Consider the following 16342-nt stretch of genomic DNA (forward strand, 5'->3'; position numbering starts at 1 on the left):
GGCTCAGATGCCCGGCGCCGCCAGGGCCCCGAACCACACGTGCGTGACCGCGCTGACATAGCGCGCCCCGCACCGGTCCGAGGGCACCACCAGCTGGGCCCCGGACTCGTCCAGGTCCTCCCCGTCCAGACGGGTGGCCAGCAGCACCGGACTGCCCCCGAAGTCGGCGTCCAGCTCGGCCCAGGCGAGGACGCTGTGGTGGCCGTCCCCGCCGCTGACCGCCAGCAGGAAACGCGATCGGTCCTTGCGGCGCCGGGCGTCGAAGGCAGGCCCCGCGCTCGCTACCACGTCACGCAGCAGCACGCCCTCGAAGACGTGGTGCTGCGGGCCGTTCGTCGCGCAGTCGAACACCACCTTGGCCCGGCGCTGCTCCCATTCGCGCAGGTCGGCGACGCTGAGCAGGGCCGGGCGGTCGAGGTCGCCGTGCAGCATGAGTTTGGCCATACGAGCCCGATTCCCAGATCTCGTCGTCCCGGAAACGTATCTGCCACTCTCATCTCACTATGTGAGTTGCATCTGAGCGTGTTCTACTCCCTCGCACCTTGCATTTTCTGCCAGACGACGTCCCTGGTCACCGGCATCTCCGTGAACCGCACCCCGGTCGCGTCCCGCAGGGCGTTGGCGAAGGCCGGGCCCACCGGGTTGAAGGGGCTCTCACTCATCGACTTGGCGCCGAGCGGGCCGATCGCGTCCGAGGTCTCCATGAAGTGGACCTCCGTGCGCGGGACGTCCGCGTACTGCGGGAGCCGGTAACGGCGGAACGCCGCCGTGGTGACCTCACCGCGTTCGTCCACCCGTACCGTCTCGAAGAGGGTCGCGCCCAGCGCCTGGGCCACACCGCCCTCCACCTGGCCGCGGCACTGCATCGGGTTCATGACCTTGCCCGCGTCCGCCGCGTGCACACTGCGCAGGATCTTCATCTCGCCGGTGTGCGGGTCGACGGCGAGGCGGAACCACTGGGCGTTGAAAGCCACCGAACGGGGGGAGCCGGTCCAGTGGCCGTCCGCGGCCATCTCCTCCAGCTTGCCCTTGTCGTACGCGGCCTCGTACAGCTCCTTGAGGGTGACGGTCCGGCCCGCGCAGTCGAAGGCCTCGGGCCCCAGCTTGCACAGGTGCCGGGCCACGCCCGTGTGACGGGCCGCGAAGGTCTGCAGGCGCTCCGCGAGCGAGTTCGCCGCCAGCATCACCGCCTTGCCCGCCACCACCGTGCCGGCCGAGCCGAACGCGCCGGTGTCGTGGCGGACGACGTCGGTGTCCGACTGGCGGACCGCGATCCGGTCCACCGTCGTGTTCAGCGCGCCGGCCGTGATCTGCTTGTGGACGGTGGTCGTGCCGTTGCCGAACTCCGCGGTGCCGACCGCGATGTCGTACGTACCGTCGCGCAGCAGACTGATCCGGGCGTCGGCGAAGTGGCCGCCCGGCGGGCCGGTCGCGATCATGGCGACCGCCGATCCCGTGCCGGTGAGCCAGCCCTCCGGGACGTCCTCGTGGCTGCGGTCCTCCGCGATGGCCTTGCGCACCACGTCCATGCACTGCTTCATCCCGTACGAGGCGATGAAGAGGTCCTCCTCGTGACCGATCGGGGTGACCATGTGGTCGCCGGCGCCGATGACGTTCTTCTCGCGCAGTTCGAGCGGGTCCATGCCGAGCCGGATGGCGAGCTCGTCCATCACCGATTCGAGGGCGAAGAGGACCTGGCCCAGGCCGTAACCGCGGAAGGCGCCGGCCGGGACGCCGTTGGTGTAGACGGAGTACGCCTCCACCTCCTTGTTCGGCGCCTTGTAGACGGCGAAGGACTCGCCCACGCTGTGGAACATGACCGCCGGGCCGTGGTTGCCGTAGGCGCCGGTGTTGGAGACCACGCGGATGCGCAGCGCGGTGAGGGTGCCGTCGGCCCTGGCCCCGACCTTGATGGTGATCTTGAAGGGGTGGCGGGTGGTGGCACCGTAGAACTGCTCGGCCCGGGTGAATTCGAGTTTCACCGGCCGGCGCAGCTTCAGGGCGGCGAGGACCACGATGTCCTCGGTCAGCATCTCCTGCTTGCCACCGAACCCGCCGCCCACGCGGCCCGCGACGACGCGGACCTCGTCCTCGTTCAGGTCGTAGAGGGCGCACAGCGCCCGCCGGGTCAGGAACGGCGCCTGGGTGGAGGAGCGGACGGTGATGCGCTCGCCGTCGCCCTCCTCCTTCGGTTCGAAGTAGGCGACGCTGCCGTGGGTCTCCAGGCTGGCGTGCTGCACGCGCTGGGTCTGGAAGGTCTCCTCGTGGACGACGTCCGCCTCCGCGTAGCCCTTCTCCATGTCGCCGATCGTGTTGTGGACCTCGCCGCACACGTTGTTCTCGGCGCGGAAGATCCCCGATTCGGGGCCCTTGGGGTGGAGGACGGGGGCACCCGGCAGCATGGCCTCCTCCGGGTCGATGACGTAGGGGAGTTCCTCGTACGTGACGACCACCCGGCGGCAGCCCTCCTCGGCGGCCTGCTCGCTGTCCGCGACGACGGCCGCCACGCGCTGGCCGACGAAGCGCACCACGTCGTCCAGGACGCGGGTGTCCATCGGGTCCTCGGTCGGGTGCTCGTGGCGGGCGGACGAGTACAGCCGGTCGGGGGCGTCGTGGTGGGTGAAGACCGCGTGGACGCCCGGGACCTGGAGGGCGTCCCTGGTGTCGATGGAGACGATGCGGGCGTGCGGGTGCGGGGAGCGCAGCAGCTTCATGTGCAGCAGCCCGGGCACCTCGACGTCGAAGGTGTAGCGGGCGGTGCCGGTGACGACGAGGGGACCGGCGGGGGCGCCCAGGGACCTGCCGACGGCCTGCCCGGCCTCCGGGGCCTCGGTGTGCTTGACCCCGCGCACGGCGTCCTCGATGGCGCGGTAGCCCGTACAGCGGCAGATGTTGCCCTTGAAGGCGCGCGGGAGGTCCTGGAGCTTGCCGTCGTCGTGGGCGGTGCCCTCCTCGGCCTGGAGGGCGGCGGTGGTCATCAGGAAACCGGCGGTGCAGAAGCCGCACTGGAAGCCCTGGGCGTCCAGGAACTGCTGCTGCGCCGGGTGGAGCTCGCCGCCGGAGCAGGCCAGGCCCTCCACGGTGGTGACGGAACGGCCCTCGGCGCGGACGGCCGGGTAGAGACAGCTGTGCACCGGCTGCCCGTCGACGTGGACCGTGCAGGCCCCGCAGTCGCCCTGGTCGCAGCCCTTCTTCACGCCGAACCAGCCGCGTTCGCGCAGGTAGGTGCGCAGGCACTGGCCGGCCCGCGGCTCGGTGTCGAAACGCCGCTCGTTGATCTCGATCTCGTACGTCATCGGTGGTCCTCGGTGGTGAGCTCGCGGCGGATCTCCTCGGCCAGGCGCAGGGCCATGTGGCGCCGCCAGTCGGGCAGCCCGTGGATGTCGTCGTACCACTCGCCGGGCCGGACGGTGCCGTCGATCGCCTCGCGCAGTTCGGCGGCCGTGGGCGGCAGCGCGAACCAGAAGCGGAAGGGGCGGGTGGTGGCGGCGGAGACCGTCACGGCGAGGGAGCCGTCGGCGGGGTCGCAGGCGCCGATGACCAGCGCGCCGGAGCGCCCGAGTCCGTAGAGGGACGCCTGGCGGAAGGCCGTACGGGAGTCCAGCGCGTTCGGGGGCAGGCGCACGGACCGCAGCAGCTCGCCCTCGCGCAGGTTCTTCACGCCGGCGCCGAGGATGAACTCGGTGACGGGCATCCGGCGGGTGGCGCCGTCCTGGCCCTGGAGGAAGACGGTCCCGTCGAGACCGGCGGTGAGGGAGACTATCGGGCCGGCGGGCAGGCCGTTGCAGAGGTTCCCGCCGACGGTCGCCATGTTCCAGATCTTGAAGCTGGCCAGGAAGGCCCGGCAGCACTGCTCGAAGAGCGGGGCGGCCGTGGTCGGCAGGGTCCGGGCGAACCGCGAGAGCTCGGTGATCGTGCAGGTCGCGGCGATGTCGAGGGAGCCGTCGGGCTGCCAGGACAGGGGCGGCCAGCCCATGCGGGAGAGGTCGACGAGGCGGCGGATGTGCGGCTGGGGCTCGGAGAAGAGGTACGTGCCGCCGCCGAGCCAGGCGTCGCCGGGACGCCAGGGTTCACGGCGGCGGGCGTCGCGCACGTCGAGCACCGTGTTGAGATCCAATTCGCGCCACCAGCCTTTCCGGCCTGACAGGGGGTATCACGCAGGGGGTTCCACCCGGGGGGTCCACCCGGGGGGTTTCAGCCAGTGAAGCAACGGAAGCGGGGGTGGGACGACTGGTCCCGGCCACGGAATCGGACGAGCCCGAAACCCTCCCTGCTGGAGGATCAACCAAGAGGCATACCGGGTCCTTCGCCTAGCATTTACGATGGCTGAGCCTCTGTTCACCTCGCGAATGTGGGCATCCGCCCGCCGCAAGGAGTCCCCGCCATGCACGTCCTCGACCTGCTCCAGCTCGACAGCCTCGGTCTCAATCTGCTCTGGGGCGAAGAAGCCCTTCTCGGCCAGGAGGTCGCCGGCGTCACCGCCACCGACCTGGAGGAGCCCGGCCGTTTCCTGGGGCCGGGGGAGCTCGTGCTGAGCGGGCTGGTGTGGTGGGCCGAGGGCGACGTGACCAAGGCGGACCGCTTCGTCGGCGCGCTCGCCGACGCCGGAGCCACGGCGCTGCTGGCCGGGGAGGAGACCCACGGTAGGGTCCCCAACGAAGTCGTCGCCGCCTGCCGCAGCCATCGGGTGCCGCTCGTGGCCGTCCCCGCGCGCACCAGCTTCCGGGCGGTGACCGAGGCCGTGTACCTGCGCCAGTGGGGCGACCTGAGCCGCCGCCCGACCCGGCTCTTCGCGCTCCCCGAGAACGTGCGCGGCGAGCTGAGCCGGCTCGTGGAGGCGGGGGCCGGCCCGGACGAACTCCTGGACCGGGCGTGCGCGCACCTCGGCCGCGTGTCCTGCTACCTGCTCACCGCCAGTGGCCGCACGGTGGCGCGTACGCCGTCGGCCCCCGAGCTGCCCGCCCGGCAGGCGTCGGCCGCCTCCGCGCGCGGCGGGGTCTGGCTGCGCATCGAGACCGAGAGCTCCCCGTACGACGCCTGGCAGCTGCACGTGCCCGACCCGGACGCGGCGCCCCCGCGGGTGCTCCACGAGATCGCCGAGGTGCTCGCCCAGAGCCGGAGCGGGCAGACCCGCCGGCTCGACGCGGAGCGGCTGGCCGGCCAGGAGCTGATCGGCGTGCTGGAGGGGACGCTCGCGGGCCCCGCCCCGGCCGACACCGGAGCACTGGAGGAGGCGCTCGCGGGCGCCGGGCTGCCCGTGGGAGGGACCTACCGGGTCCTGGCGGCGACCTCGGGCGACGCCCTGGCGGAGGGCCTGCGCCATCTGGAGAACGCCACGTACGCCGTGGGGCGTTCGGTGGCGGTGCTGCACGAGGACCCGGCCGCCGCGACCGACGCGGCCGGCGCGCTGCGCGCGGTGTGGCCGATGCTCCAGCAGTGCGGGGGACCGCAGACGGAGCTCCGGCTGGGCCTCGGCACGCGGGCCGAGGGCCTGGAGGGGCTGCGGGCCTCGCTCAGCCAGGCCCGGTTCGCGCTGACCTCGGCGGACGAGGCGGTCCCGGTGCGCGGGGTCGAACAGCTGGACACCCTCGGCGAGCTGATGGCGGGGATCCCGCCAGAGGTGCGGTCGGTGTACGGGGCGCGGATCCTGGGGGCGCTCGGGGACGGGATGCTGCGGGAGACCCTGGAGGTGTTCCTGGCCAACAACTGCTCCTGGGCCCGTACGGCGGAGGCGCTCCACCTGCACGTGAACACGGTGCACTACCGGATCGAGCGGGTGGAGGTCCTGACGGGCCGTCACCTATCGCGCCTGGACCACAAGTTGGACCTGTACGCCGCGCTGCGCTGCGGATGACCGCGCCGGGGCGGGGACACCCCCTACGGCAATGCGATGTGGACCTCGGTGGACTTCACCCGGGCCGTGACGGTCGAGCCGACCATGATGCCGAGCTGCTCGACCGACTCCCTGGTCACCACGGACACCACGTGGTGCGGCCCCGACTGGATCTCCACCCGGGCCGCCACGTCGTCGAGCCGTACGGCGGTGACGATCCCGGCGAAGGAGTTCCGTACGGAGGTCAGCGCGGTGCCCGGCGGCAACGGGTGCATTCCGGCGGCGCGTTCCTTGGCGAAGGCGGCGAGGACCACGCCGTCGACGGCCCGGGAACCGTCCGGGGCGCGGTCGGCCGGCAGCCGTCCCGTCTCGGTCCACCGGCGGACGGTTTCGGGGCTCACGCGCAGCAGTTGGGCGGCAAGGCCCACGGAGTACGACGGCACGCCCGCAGCATAGGCGGTGCCGCTCCGGCCGCGAACGGCGAGGCACCTGGGACCGATCGTCCCGGGTGCCCGCGTGTCACCGCGCGCCGTTACCGCCCGCCGGGGCCGGCCGAGGCCGCAAGCCCGGTCGCGGCCACGGAGCGGGTCCGGCTACGGAGCCGGGCGGCACTGGCCCGAGCGGGGCCCCTGGACGAGGGTGCCCGTCTGCACCAGCTCCGGTGCGTTACCCTCGCAACGCAGCGGTCCGGTGAGCCGGTTGGCCCGGAACGCCGGGACGCCCGCGCCGGGCAGCGGTCCGCTGCCGCTGTTGCGGTCGATCCGTACCGGTCCGGTGACCGTGTTGGCGGAGGCCTGGAGGCCACCGGTGTTGCCTTCGAAGGTCAGCGGACCCTGGAAGGTGTTGCCGCCGCAGGCGGTCGACGCGTCGTCCGAGCCGGCCAGGACGTAGCCGGCGCTGTCCGTCACGGAGACGGGGCCGGTGAGGCGCGAGCCGCAGAAGGCGAGGGCCAGGGCGCCTTCGGCGGACACGGGTCCGGTGACGCGGGCGTCCGTGATCGCCAGGGATCCGCCCGGAGCCACGTTGACCGGGCCCGTCTGGCTGCCGCCCGAGGCGATGCAGAGCGCCTGGCCGGCGGCCACCGTCAGGGCGCCGTCGCGTGCCGTCGTGATGCACGGCAGGCTGAAACCGACCGTGACGGCGGACGGCCCGGCCGTCGCGCTCGACGTGTGGCTCGCGTCCCCGCCGTACGTCGCGGTGATCGCGTGGGCGCCGGGCCGGAACGCGGCGGTGCGCAGCCGGGCCTGCCCGCCGTCGAGCGGTACGGTCGCCAGCGGAGTCGTCCCGTCGAAGAACGTGACCGTCCCGCCTGCCGTGCCCCCGGCCGGATTCGCCGGGGTGGCGGTCGCGGTGAGGGTCACGGGATGCCCGAACAGCGGTGCGGCGGTGTCCGTGGCGACCGTGAGCGAGGTCCCGTACCGGAACGAGACGACCGCCTTGCCGTTGCCGCGGTTCACCCCTGGCAGGAGGGCGACATCGGTGGCCGCGTGAGCCGCGAAGCCGCTGCCGCCCCCGCCGCCGGCCCCGTACAGGTTGTCGGGGTTCCCGCCGCCGGACCCGCCGCCTCCGCCGAAGTAGCCGCCGCCCCCGCCCCCGCCGCCGTTGCCGCCGCGTGCGCCGTTGCCGCCGGGGCCGCCGCTGCCGGGGTTGGGCTGCCCGGTGTTGGGGTCGATGTCGCCTCCGGGTATTCCGGGGCCGCCGAGGGGGGAGGTGCGGCTGCCGGTGCCGTGCTCGGTCTGGGTCGCGCCACCGCCCCCGATACCGGATCCCTCCGGACCGCCGCCGTGGCCGCCGGGCTCTCCGGCCCGGCCGCCGCCGTTGCCGCCGCGCAGCAGGGGCCCGCCGTTGCCCGCGCCCCCGCCGCCGCCGGCGACGAGGATCCGGTCGGCCGGTCCGAAGGCACCGGTGCGCACATCGGTGGCGCCGCCGCCGGAGCCGCCCCCGCCGTGCGCACCGCCGCCGCCGGCCCCGTGGCCGGTGCCGCCGGGCCGGGCGTACTCGCCGTGCCGCGAACTGCCGGAGCTGCCGGCCCCGCCCACCGTGATCTGGAGGTTCTGGCCCGCGCTCACGGCGAGGGCCGCGCGGGTCTCGCCGCCGAGCCCGCCGGGCGCCCCCTCGTTCGGGGGGTTGGGGGTGACGAAGCCGGCCGCGCCGCCGCCCTCGGCTCCGAACACGTCGAAGGTGACCGCGTTCACGCCCTCAGGGACGGTGAAGGTGTCCGTACCGACCGCCGTGTAGGTGCACGTGGGGGGCGAGGCGGTGAACGTGCCGCCCGTGCCGCAGGGCGACGGCGGCCCGGCCGGCTCGGCGGTCGCGGGCACGGCCGCCAGTACGGCCGCCAGGAGACCGGTCACGCCGGCCGCCACTGCTGTCTTGGATCTGAAAATGCTCAATGAGGGTCCAAACGAGAGTACGGGGAGGAGACGGGCAGCTGCCGGAGGCTCAGACGCCGTCGTCGGCGCACAGCGCCCAGGCGTCGGAGTAGGTGCCCGGCGAGCTGACCCCGCCGGTGTGGGTGACGGCCGTCCAGTAGGCGGCGGTGGTGGTTCCGTCACCGACCGGGGTGCCGCCGGAGTTGCTCGGGTAGCTGCCGTTGAGGTGGTCGCCGACCGATCCGGGTCCGGTGAAGTTGGTGGTCGTGACGCTGCCACCGCTGATCGCGGCGCCTCCGGCGACCAGCTTTCCGTCGTTGCCGCCGCAGCCCACCGTGACCGTCTGGCCGCTGGTGGCCGCGGTCGGGCCGCTCACCTCGCTGTGGCGGACCTTGACGGTGGCACCGCTGATGTTGATGTTGTTGCCGCTGCAGATCGCGTAGGCGTACGTGGTGTTGTTGCTGTTGCCGCCGCCTCCGTTCCAGCCGACCGCGGTCCAGGAGTCGGGGTTGTTCTCGCCGTCGGCCGCGGCCTTCTGGCCGAAGCCGTGGGCGGAGTCGTTGAAGGTGGGGAAGCTCGCGATGGGCTTGAGGCTGCCGACGCTCGCCGGGGTGATGCGGGCGCCGCCGCCGATCAGGCGGGTGTTGGCCGGGCAGCTCGCGGTGACCAGGCCCACCGTCCCGCTGGTGGTGGGTCCGGCGATCTTGTTCATGACCACCTGGGTGTGGTTGATCAGGCTGCTGGTGAAGCACATGGCGTACGGCGTGCTGGAGAAGGAGGCGTTCACCGCGCCGCCGCTGCCGCCGATGCCGAGCCAGTAGGCCACGTCGGTCCCGACCACGCCGGTGGAGCCGGTGTACTCGGTGCTGCCGTCGGGGCTCGGCGAGGTGCCGTTGATCTTGTTGCCGTTCGACGAGGTGCCGGTGCCGATGGCCTGGGCGATCCCGCCACCGGAGATCAGGCCGCTGCTACAGGCGGCGTTGGTGGATATCTCGGAGAAGGCGGAGCCGGGCCCCATGGTGGCGCCCGGGGTCTTCACGGTCACGCCGACCGTGTTGGCGTACGCGATTCCCGGTACGGCCAGGGCCAGCAGGGCGCTCACGACCAGCGCCTTTCCCGCGGCCGGGCGCCGCAGAAGCATCTTTCGCATCAGAATTTCCCCTTCGGAGGTGGATCTCGGCTGGAGGCGGCCATGGCCGCACGGCCTCCGACGCATCCGTTGTGGTTCTCGGGACTTCGGTTCGACCGAGGTGCTCGGCACGGCGTCGAACCAGGTCGGTGGACAGCCGTGACGGGATGGGGTGTGCGGATTGCGCCTGCGGAATGTATCAGTCATATAAGGCAGCAGATAAGGCGGATCTCATGATTTCACCTGGCAAATGCTGTACTCGTCGGTAGCTGATGACCGCTTCCCGCGTCGAGGGCTTTTATCCCGTGATGCGGATTTTCCAATCCCTCGTCCCGTTCGCGGCGAATCCCTGGTGAGGCTCCTGAGGTCGAAGGGGCCGCTGAATCGACTGTCCGAGGAAGGGAAGGAGGTGAGTGCGATGACCGGTTCGCTGCGCACACGGCGCCTGATCGTCGGAGCCGCGTCCGCCGGGCTGCTGGCCGGCGGGTCGCTGCTGGGCCTCTCCGGCACCGCGAACGCCGCCCCGGCGACGTCCGCCACAGTGAGCTCGACGCTCACCAGTGACCGTGACCGTGACCGAGACCGCGATCGTGACCACCGTCAGGACCGCCACGACCGCCACAACCGGTGGGACCGCCATGACCGGTGCACCTGGGTGAAGGGTCACTGGGAATCCAAGTGGCACCACGGCACCTGGCATCAGGGCCACCGCGACCACCACGGCAACTGGCACGACGGCTGGTGGGGCGAGGGCCACTCGAAGCACTGGGTGCCCGGCCACTGGAACTGCCACAGCAAGTGGTAGCCCGTAGCGCCACAGCACCGTAGCGCCATAGCGCCGACCTGGCACAAAGGGGTTCCGGGGTCACCGCCCCGGAACCCCGTCCGTTCCCGGCCCCCGGTCCGGTCCGGATCCACCGGGGCCGCTCGCACAGCGAGGAACCGTCATGGACACCGCAATCGCACCCCCGGCGCGGCCGAGGACCGTGCACCACCCACTTCCCTCAGGACCGCAGGCCGCCGGGGCAGCCCGCCGCAGCGCCGCGCGCACCCTGGCCCTGCACCCCGTGCGCTGCCCACAGGAGACCGCCTGCGACATCCTGCTGATCGCCTCCGAGCTCGCCACCAACGCGGTCCGGCACGCCATGCCCCCGTACGCGCTCACGATCAGCCTGGACCGGGGCCGGGCGGGCATCTGCGTCAGCGACGGCTCGCTCTCCCTGCCGCAGCGGGGCGAGGGCCACGGGACCGATGCCACCCGGGGGCGCGGGCTGCAGATCGTCCGGGCGCTCGGCGCGGTCATCTTCGTCAGCCGCTCACCGCGCGGCAAGCAGGTCATCGCAGTGATCACCTGGCGGGACGGCTGACCGGACGGTTCCCTCGAAGGAGGGAACCGCGCCCCGTCCCGGAGCGTGAACGCGCTCCCATCCGCGGGCACCTCCGCTACGAAGAACCATCAGACCCACCCCCTGGACCTGTGGCCGACACCGCCCTGCGCGGCGGTCCGGCCGCTGCTCTCCGGACAAGGACCACCATGCGATGGACACCCCGCCCCCGGCCGGACGCCACCGGCCGACCCTGCGTCTGGTCCCCACGGCCGGAGCCCGCACCGTGAATCAGCCGAGCCCCTTCGGTCCCGAACCCACCGGTGGCCCCACCGGCCGCAGCGGCCTCCCCGAGGTCATGCGGCAGGTCGCCCACGGCGACAAAGAGGCGTTCTCCGTCCTGTACGACGCCCTCGCCCCCCTGGTCTTCGGGATCGTGATCAAAGTCGTACGCGACCGGGCCCAGTCCGAGGAGGTCGCCCAGGAGGTCATGATCGACCTGTGGCGGCAGGCCGCCCGCTACCGGCCCGACTCCGGCAGCGTCACCACGTGGGCGGCGACCATCGCCCACCGGCGGGCCGTGGACCGGGTCCGCTCCGCCCAGGCGTCCGCCGACCGGGAACACGCGCAGGCCGCCCGCGAGCACCGGACTGCCTTCGACGAGGTAGCCGAACAGGTCGAGACCCGCCTGGACAGCGAACAGGTCCGCCGCTGCCTGCGCGGCCTCACCGAACTCCAGCGCCAGGTGGTGACCTTGGCCTACTACCAGGGCCTGACCTACCGCGAGGTCGCCGACGTCCTCCACACGCCGCTTCCCACCGTCAAGACGCGCATGCGCGACGGACTGATCCGGCTCCGCGACTGCATGGGGGTGACCACATGAACCGGCACGGGTCCGACAGCCACGCCCTCACCGCCGCCTACGCCCTGAACGCCCTGGACCCCGGCGAACGCGAGCCGTTCACCGACCACCTCTCCCGGTGCGAGGACTGCCGCCTGGAAGTGGCCGAGTTCCAGGCCACCGCAGCCCGGCTGGCCGCCGCCGTGGCCCGGCAACCCCCCGCCGCCATGAAGCAGCGGACCCTGGCGGCCGTCGACGGAGTGCGCCAACTCCCGCCCCGCAGCTCCATCACCCTCTCCCCGGTCCCGCTGCGCGGCACGCTGCGCCGCAAGACCGGCCGGTTCGCCGTGGCCGCGAGCGTGGCCGCCGCGGCCCTGTTCGCAGGCCTGGCCGCCTGGCAGAGCCAGGAGAACCGCCACTACGAACAGCAGGCCCGGCAGATCGAGCAGCGCCTCGACGACGTCAGCACGGTCCTGGCCGCTCCCGACGCCCGCGCGGCCCACGGCCGCACCAGCAACGGAGCCTCTGCCACCGTCGTCTCCTCGGCCCTGCGCAACAAGGCCGTCTTCACGGCCGGCGGACTGCCCGCGCCCGTCTCCGGCACCACCTACCAGCTGTGGCTGGACCACGACGGCACCATGCGCCCGGCCGGCTTCATCCACCAGGACGGCACCGTCCTCGTCGACGGCGACACCGCCGACGCCGCCGCGATCGGCCTCACCGTCGAACCCGCCGGAGGATCCCCGCAACCCACCACGGCCCCCCTGCTCCTGATGGACCTTCCCGCCTGACTCCGGCGAGGAGACGGAGGCGGGGCTCAGGGGGCCATGTCGTACGTGACCCACATGGTGCGCGTGGCGACCTGGTCGTACTTGGACCGTGCCCGGTGGTTGTCATCGGCGGTGATCCAGCGGACCACGCTCCAGCCGCGCTCGGCCGCGAGCTCGCGCAGTGCGCCGAGCAGCAGGTCGGCGGCGCCCGAACCGCGGTGCTGGGGCGCCACGAACAGGTCGTCGAGGAAGCAGCCGACCGTCGCGGAGAGCGGGCGCGCGAACGGACGGTAGTGGGCGAGGCCCAGCAGCCGCCCCTCGGTGTCCTCGGCCACCAGGGCGCCAACCTCGTGGCCGGGATCGGTCACCCATGACCAGACCGTGGCGGCCGCCTCCTCGGTCTGCTCCACCCCGTAGAAGTCGGCGTAGCCGCGGTAGAGGGCGCGCCACTGGGCGAAATCGCCCGCCCGCACGGAACGCACGCTGATGTCGGACATAGGACCGGACTCCCGGGATCGAAGGAAAGCGGAGCGGAGCGGGGCGTGTGGGCCGCCGCTCCGGCGCAGAGCTTCGATCATGCTGGAGCCGGGCGGGCTCGGCAGGTGCCGGGGTGTCGAAAAGGCCTGCCGTCTCAGCGCCACGATGTACGGGTGCGGCCGGCGAAGCCCTGCGCGCCGAACACCGCTGTCGGCGCGCAGGGGCTTCCTGCACCAGGTCACTCCGTGACCGCGAGAGCCGCCAAGCGGTCCGGAGGGCGGTGGCCACGGCCAGTCAACCAGGAGCGGCCCGGGGCGGCACCTGGTGCAGGGCACGGAATCGGGCCGACCCGCCGCGTGCCGGCACGGTGGATCATCCTAGAGGTGAATCGGACATTGATATAAGCATGTGCCAGGTTGTTTGCCTCATTCGTCTGGCGAATGCCGGTCGATGTCCGTTCGATGTCCCGTCGGCGATGACGAGCGACCCCGCGCGGCCGCCCGTCCCGGGCCGCCGCGCGGCGCCCGGCGTGCCCGCACGGCGTGTCCGGACGATGATGTGGAGAGGACGGCGTGCGGAAGGGGGCGTCTCGTGCCATCGGCCCGGCCGGGGGGCGAGGAGACCCACGGCCCGATCTGGGCCGAGCCGGGGTCGCTGCTGGAGCGCGTGCCCGTGGCCGTCCTCGGCATCGACGAACACGACCGCGTCTGCTTCTGGGGGCCCGGCGCCCGTGACCTCTTCGGGTACGAGCCCGACGCCGTCCTCACCCGGCCCGGCGCCCTCCTCTTCGCCGATGCCACCCGAGGCACGTCCGCATCGTGCGCCCGGCTGGCGGAACAAGGCCGTACGCAGGGCTACTGGCGGGGCCGGCTGACGGCACGGCACCGTGACGGCACCGCCTTCGACTGCGGCTTCCGGTCCTTCTCCGTGACCGGATCCGGCCCCTCGGTGGTGATGGTCCTGACGAGCCGCAGCGACGAACTCGACCGGGTCAAGACCAACCTCGCCTTCCTCGACGCCCTCTTCGAAACCTGCCCCATCGGCCTGGTCATGATCGACCAGGACCTGCGGTACATCCACCTCAACCAGGCGCTCGCCGACATGGACGGCCTGCCGATCGACGCCCACCTGGGGCGGCGCATGGACGACATCATGATCATGTCCGACGGCGGTGAGTACGAGCGCATGCTCCGCGCCGTCGCCCAGGGCGGAGCACCCGTCGTGGGGACACTGATCGGCGTGCGCCCCCGCGGGCATCCGGACCGCGACCAGGTCCGGTCCGTCAGCTTCTTCCCGCTCAGCCGGGCCGTCGGCACCAGCTCCGGCGTGGGCGGGCTGATGATCGACGTGACGGACCGGGAGCGCGCCATCCTGGAAGCCACCGCCAGCCGCCGCCGGCTGGCCATCCTCGACGGGGCCTCCACCCGGATCGGGACCACCCTGGACGTCAACCTCACCGCCCAGGAACTCGTCGACGCGTCGATGCCGGACTTCTGCGACGGCTCCGTCGTCGAGATCGTGGAATGGATGGACGAGACCGAGGACTTTGATCCGGCGCGGCCGCTGTTCACCCGCCGCATCGCCTCCGGGACGACCCTGCCCGATCCGGCCGTCGAACTCGTGAGCGGGGTGGAGAAGGTGCGGTACCCGCCGGGCTCCATCATCCACGACATGCTGCGCACCGGCCGCGCCATCTCGGCCACCGTGGACGAGGCGTTCCTTGCCCGGACCGTCGTCATCGAGTCACGCGCACGGCTCATGGCCGAGAGCGGGGTGGCCTGCATCCTCGTGGCCCCGCTCGTCGCCCGGGGCACCGTCCAGGGCATCGCCATGTTCGGCCGGTCCGCCGCCCGTCCGCCCTTCACCGAGGAGGACGTCAGCCTGGCCGGCGAACTCGCCTCACGCGCCGCGATCTGCCTGGACAACGCCCGCCTCTACAGCCGGGTCCAGGACATCGCCCTCACCCTGCAGCGGGCCCTGCTGCCCACGGCTCTGGCGGCCACCCCGTACGTGGACGTCGCCCACCGCTACGTGCCCGGCAGCCGGATCACCGAGGTCGGCGGCGACTGGTACGACGTGATCAACCTGCCGGACGGCCGGGTCGTCCTCGTCGTCGGCGACGTGATGGGGCACGGGGTGTCCGCGGCCGCCGCCATGGGCTACCTCCGCATCACCACCAAGGCCCTGGCCCGCCACGACAGCGAGCCCGCCGACCTGCTCACCGAACTCGACGCGTGCGCCCAGGAGGCCGGGATCGAGCTGGCGACCTGCCTGTACATCGTCTACGACCCGCGCAGTGGACGCGCCCGCATCGCCAGCGCCGGCCACCCCCCGCTCCTGGTGCTCCGGCCGGACGGCACGGTGCAGACCGTCGACGAGGTCCTCGGGGTCCCGCTGGGCGTCGGCGGATCGCCGTTCCGGACCACCGAGATCGAACTGCCCGAGAACGCGACGCTCGCCCTGTACACGGATGGCCTCATCGAGGCCCGGGGGCGGGACATCGAGGTGGGCCTGGACGCCCTGCGCGCCGAACTGGGCGACCGGGGCCGGCCGTTGGAGGACATGGCGGACCGCATCCTGGCCGGCCTGCTGCCCGAGCCGCCGACCGACGACACGGTCCTGATCCTGGCCCGCGTCCACCGCGGCACTCCGTGAGCGGGGCTCAGCCGCGGTGGGACACGCCGGCCGTGTCCAGCGCGGCGCCCGCCAGCGCGGCCAGGGCGAGTGCCACCGAGCGGGCGTCCTCGGGCGGCAGGCGGTGGCCGGGAAAGGGGACGAGGAGGAAGCGGCCGTAGTAGTGCCCGCCCCCGACGACCCGCAGCTCGGTCTCGCCGTCCGGCCAGTCGGCGTACCCGGTGACCTCGCCACCGCGACGCAGCCACAGGCCGCCGTCGTGCTCCAGCCGCGGTCGGTGCCCGATCAGGGTCCCGTACTCGAAGCGGCAGCCGCGCAGCCCCAGCAGGCCGATGAGCTCCCGGCGGACGAAGTCGACCACCGCGTCCGGTGAGCCGCCCCGCTCGGTCAGCCGGGCGGTGCCCTGGAGGCTGGACAGGTGCGCGGCGCCGGTGACCACGACCGCCTCCAGCCTGCGGGCACGGACGGCCAGTTGCGCGACGATCAGCCCGACGGCCAGCAGGAGGGCGGCCGTCTGGATCTCGTCCCGGTCGGCGAGGGTGAAGCGTTCGTAGGGCCGGGCGAGGAGGAGGAGACCGAACCAGCCGGCCGCGGAGAGCGCGGCCAGGGCCGCGGCGGCCCGGGTACCCGAGGCGGCGATCGCGACCACGGCGACGACCAGCACCAGGGCCTCGTTCGCCGGGGAGAGCCAGGTGCGCAAGGGGACGAGCGCGAGTGCCACGAGCAGGGGCACCACCAGGGCCCCGAACAGCGCGGCACGGTCGTGGAGTCGGTACCCGGGCATGTGCTGCCTCCCGTCCGGATGTGACGATCTCAACCAGAGCCAGATGTCCGAGGGCAGACTGCCCACGGCGAGGTGCTGAGCCACCCGCCCTGGCGAGGTCTTGACGTACCGCACACGGTTTTTGCCCACGGGCCCCGGGCCTCCGGCCCTTTCCGGCCGGAGCCCCCCCGCGTCCCC

At 72.8% G+C, this 16342-nt stretch carries 14 protein-coding genes; 6 read left to right on the forward strand and 8 right to left on the reverse strand.

Translation table 11 applies throughout. The annotated features are described in order from the left end of the window. Window positions 1-3: 3 nt before the first annotated feature. The 3 genes from ACZ4YL_RS29995 to ACZ4YL_RS30005 form a co-directional block, all read right to left on the reverse strand. Window positions 4-444, reverse strand: a complete 441-nt coding sequence (locus ACZ4YL_RS29995; protein WP_351155071.1) for a molybdopterin-dependent oxidoreductase — start codon at window positions 442-444, stop codon at window positions 4-6. Between the two features lie 83 nt (window positions 445-527). Beyond that, on the reverse strand, window positions 528-3296 hold the full coding sequence (locus ACZ4YL_RS30000) for a molybdopterin-dependent oxidoreductase (RefSeq protein WP_468120891.1): 2769 nt from the start codon (window positions 3294-3296) through the stop codon (window positions 528-530). Then, on the reverse strand, window positions 3293-4117 hold the full coding sequence (locus ACZ4YL_RS30005; RefSeq protein WP_468120892.1) for an FAD binding domain-containing protein: 825 nt from the start codon (window positions 4115-4117) through the stop codon (window positions 3293-3295). The genes ACZ4YL_RS30000 and ACZ4YL_RS30005 overlap by 4 nt, the downstream gene beginning before the upstream one ends. A gap of 267 nt (window positions 4118-4384) precedes the next feature. Here ACZ4YL_RS30005 and ACZ4YL_RS30010 point away from each other — a divergent pair, with 267 nt between their 5' ends. Next, entirely contained in the window at window positions 4385-5854 is a 1470-nt protein-coding gene (locus tag ACZ4YL_RS30010; RefSeq protein ID WP_468120893.1) for a PucR family transcriptional regulator, read from the forward strand. 23 nt (window positions 5855-5877) lie between these two features. Here ACZ4YL_RS30010 and ACZ4YL_RS30015 read toward each other — a convergent pair whose 3' ends face one another. From ACZ4YL_RS30015 to ACZ4YL_RS30025, 3 genes are all read right to left on the reverse strand, one after another. Next, window positions 5878-6276: a TOBE domain-containing protein gene (locus ACZ4YL_RS30015; protein WP_468120894.1), complete on the reverse strand. Its 399-nt coding sequence runs from the start codon at window positions 6274-6276 to the stop codon at window positions 5878-5880. 150 nt (window positions 6277-6426) lie between these two features. Further along, the gene (locus ACZ4YL_RS30020) at window positions 6427-8187 is read right to left on the reverse strand and encodes an Ig-like domain-containing protein (RefSeq protein WP_468120896.1); all 1761 of its coding nucleotides are present in this window, start codon (window positions 8185-8187) and stop codon (window positions 6427-6429) included. A gap of 88 nt (window positions 8188-8275) precedes the next feature. Next, window positions 8276-9355 carry a hypothetical protein gene (locus ACZ4YL_RS30025; RefSeq protein ID WP_468120898.1) on the reverse strand — a complete coding sequence of 360 codons (1080 nt, stop codon included), beginning with the start codon at window positions 9353-9355 and terminating at the stop codon, window positions 8276-8278. Window positions 9356-9752: 397 nt separating this feature from the next. Between ACZ4YL_RS30025 and ACZ4YL_RS30030 the strand changes: the two genes are divergently transcribed. The 4 genes from ACZ4YL_RS30030 to ACZ4YL_RS30045 all read left to right on the forward strand — a co-directional run bounded on the left by ACZ4YL_RS30030 (window position 9753) and on the right by ACZ4YL_RS30045 (window position 12291). Continuing rightward, the gene (locus ACZ4YL_RS30030) at window positions 9753-10139 is read left to right on the forward strand and encodes a hypothetical protein (protein WP_468120900.1); all 387 of its coding nucleotides are present in this window, start codon (window positions 9753-9755) and stop codon (window positions 10137-10139) included. A gap of 142 nt (window positions 10140-10281) precedes the next feature. Beyond that, on the forward strand, window positions 10282-10701 hold the full coding sequence (locus ACZ4YL_RS30035; protein WP_468120901.1) for an ATP-binding protein: 420 nt from the start codon (window positions 10282-10284) through the stop codon (window positions 10699-10701). Between the two features lie 244 nt (window positions 10702-10945). Then, complete coding sequence (sigK, locus tag ACZ4YL_RS30040) at window positions 10946-11542, forward strand: ECF RNA polymerase sigma factor SigK (RefSeq protein ID WP_468121070.1); 597 nt, start codon at window positions 10946-10948, stop codon at window positions 11540-11542. Beyond that, a complete protein-coding gene (locus ACZ4YL_RS30045; RefSeq protein WP_468120902.1) occupies window positions 11539-12291 on the forward strand; it encodes an anti-sigma factor in 753 nt (250 codons plus the stop codon). The genes sigK and ACZ4YL_RS30045 overlap by 4 nt, the downstream gene beginning before the upstream one ends. A gap of 26 nt (window positions 12292-12317) precedes the next feature. On the opposite strand, the gene ACZ4YL_RS30050 is transcribed toward ACZ4YL_RS30045, so the two are convergent. Continuing rightward, complete coding sequence (locus tag ACZ4YL_RS30050) at window positions 12318-12767, reverse strand: GNAT family N-acetyltransferase (RefSeq protein ID WP_468120903.1); 450 nt, start codon at window positions 12765-12767, stop codon at window positions 12318-12320. 571 nt (window positions 12768-13338) lie between these two features. Here ACZ4YL_RS30050 and ACZ4YL_RS30055 point away from each other — a divergent pair. Further along, the gene (locus tag ACZ4YL_RS30055; RefSeq protein ID WP_468120904.1) at window positions 13339-15402 is read left to right on the forward strand and encodes a SpoIIE family protein phosphatase; all 2064 of its coding nucleotides are present in this window, start codon (window positions 13339-13341) and stop codon (window positions 15400-15402) included. 7 nt (window positions 15403-15409) lie between these two features. On the opposite strand, the gene ACZ4YL_RS30060 is transcribed toward ACZ4YL_RS30055, so the two are convergent. Further along, window positions 15410-16165, reverse strand: a complete 756-nt coding sequence (locus ACZ4YL_RS30060; RefSeq protein ID WP_468120906.1) for a DUF4118 domain-containing protein — start codon at window positions 16163-16165, stop codon at window positions 15410-15412. Between the last annotated feature and the right edge of the window lie 177 nt (window positions 16166-16342).

The sequence above is a fragment of the Streptomyces sp. NPDC030021 genome (assembly GCF_055574035.1).

What these genes read in the sequence shown, in the direction of transcription:
- ACZ4YL_RS29995 (WP_351155071.1), bottom strand. Translation starts at nt 444, where the DNA reads ATGGCCAAACTCATGCTGCACGGCGACCTCGACCGCCCGGCCCTGCTC.
- ACZ4YL_RS30000 (WP_468120891.1), bottom strand. Translation starts at nt 3,296, where the DNA reads ATGACGTACGAGATCGAGATCAACGAGCGGCGTTTCGACACCGAGCCG.
- ACZ4YL_RS30010 (WP_468120893.1), top strand. Translation starts at nt 4,385, where the DNA reads ATGCACGTCCTCGACCTGCTCCAGCTCGACAGCCTCGGTCTCAATCTG.
- ACZ4YL_RS30025 (WP_468120898.1), bottom strand. Translation starts at nt 9,355, where the DNA reads ATGCGAAAGATGCTTCTGCGGCGCCCGGCCGCGGGAAAGGCGCTGGTC.
- ACZ4YL_RS30030 (WP_468120900.1), top strand. Translation starts at nt 9,753, where the DNA reads ATGACCGGTTCGCTGCGCACACGGCGCCTGATCGTCGGAGCCGCGTCC.
- ACZ4YL_RS30035 (WP_468120901.1), top strand. Translation starts at nt 10,282, where the DNA reads ATGGACACCGCAATCGCACCCCCGGCGCGGCCGAGGACCGTGCACCAC.
- ACZ4YL_RS30045 (WP_468120902.1), top strand. Translation starts at nt 11,539, where the DNA reads ATGAACCGGCACGGGTCCGACAGCCACGCCCTCACCGCCGCCTACGCC.
- ACZ4YL_RS30050 (WP_468120903.1), bottom strand. Translation starts at nt 12,767, where the DNA reads ATGTCCGACATCAGCGTGCGTTCCGTGCGGGCGGGCGATTTCGCCCAG.
- ACZ4YL_RS30060 (WP_468120906.1), bottom strand. Translation starts at nt 16,165, where the DNA reads ATGCCCGGGTACCGACTCCACGACCGTGCCGCGCTGTTCGGGGCCCTG.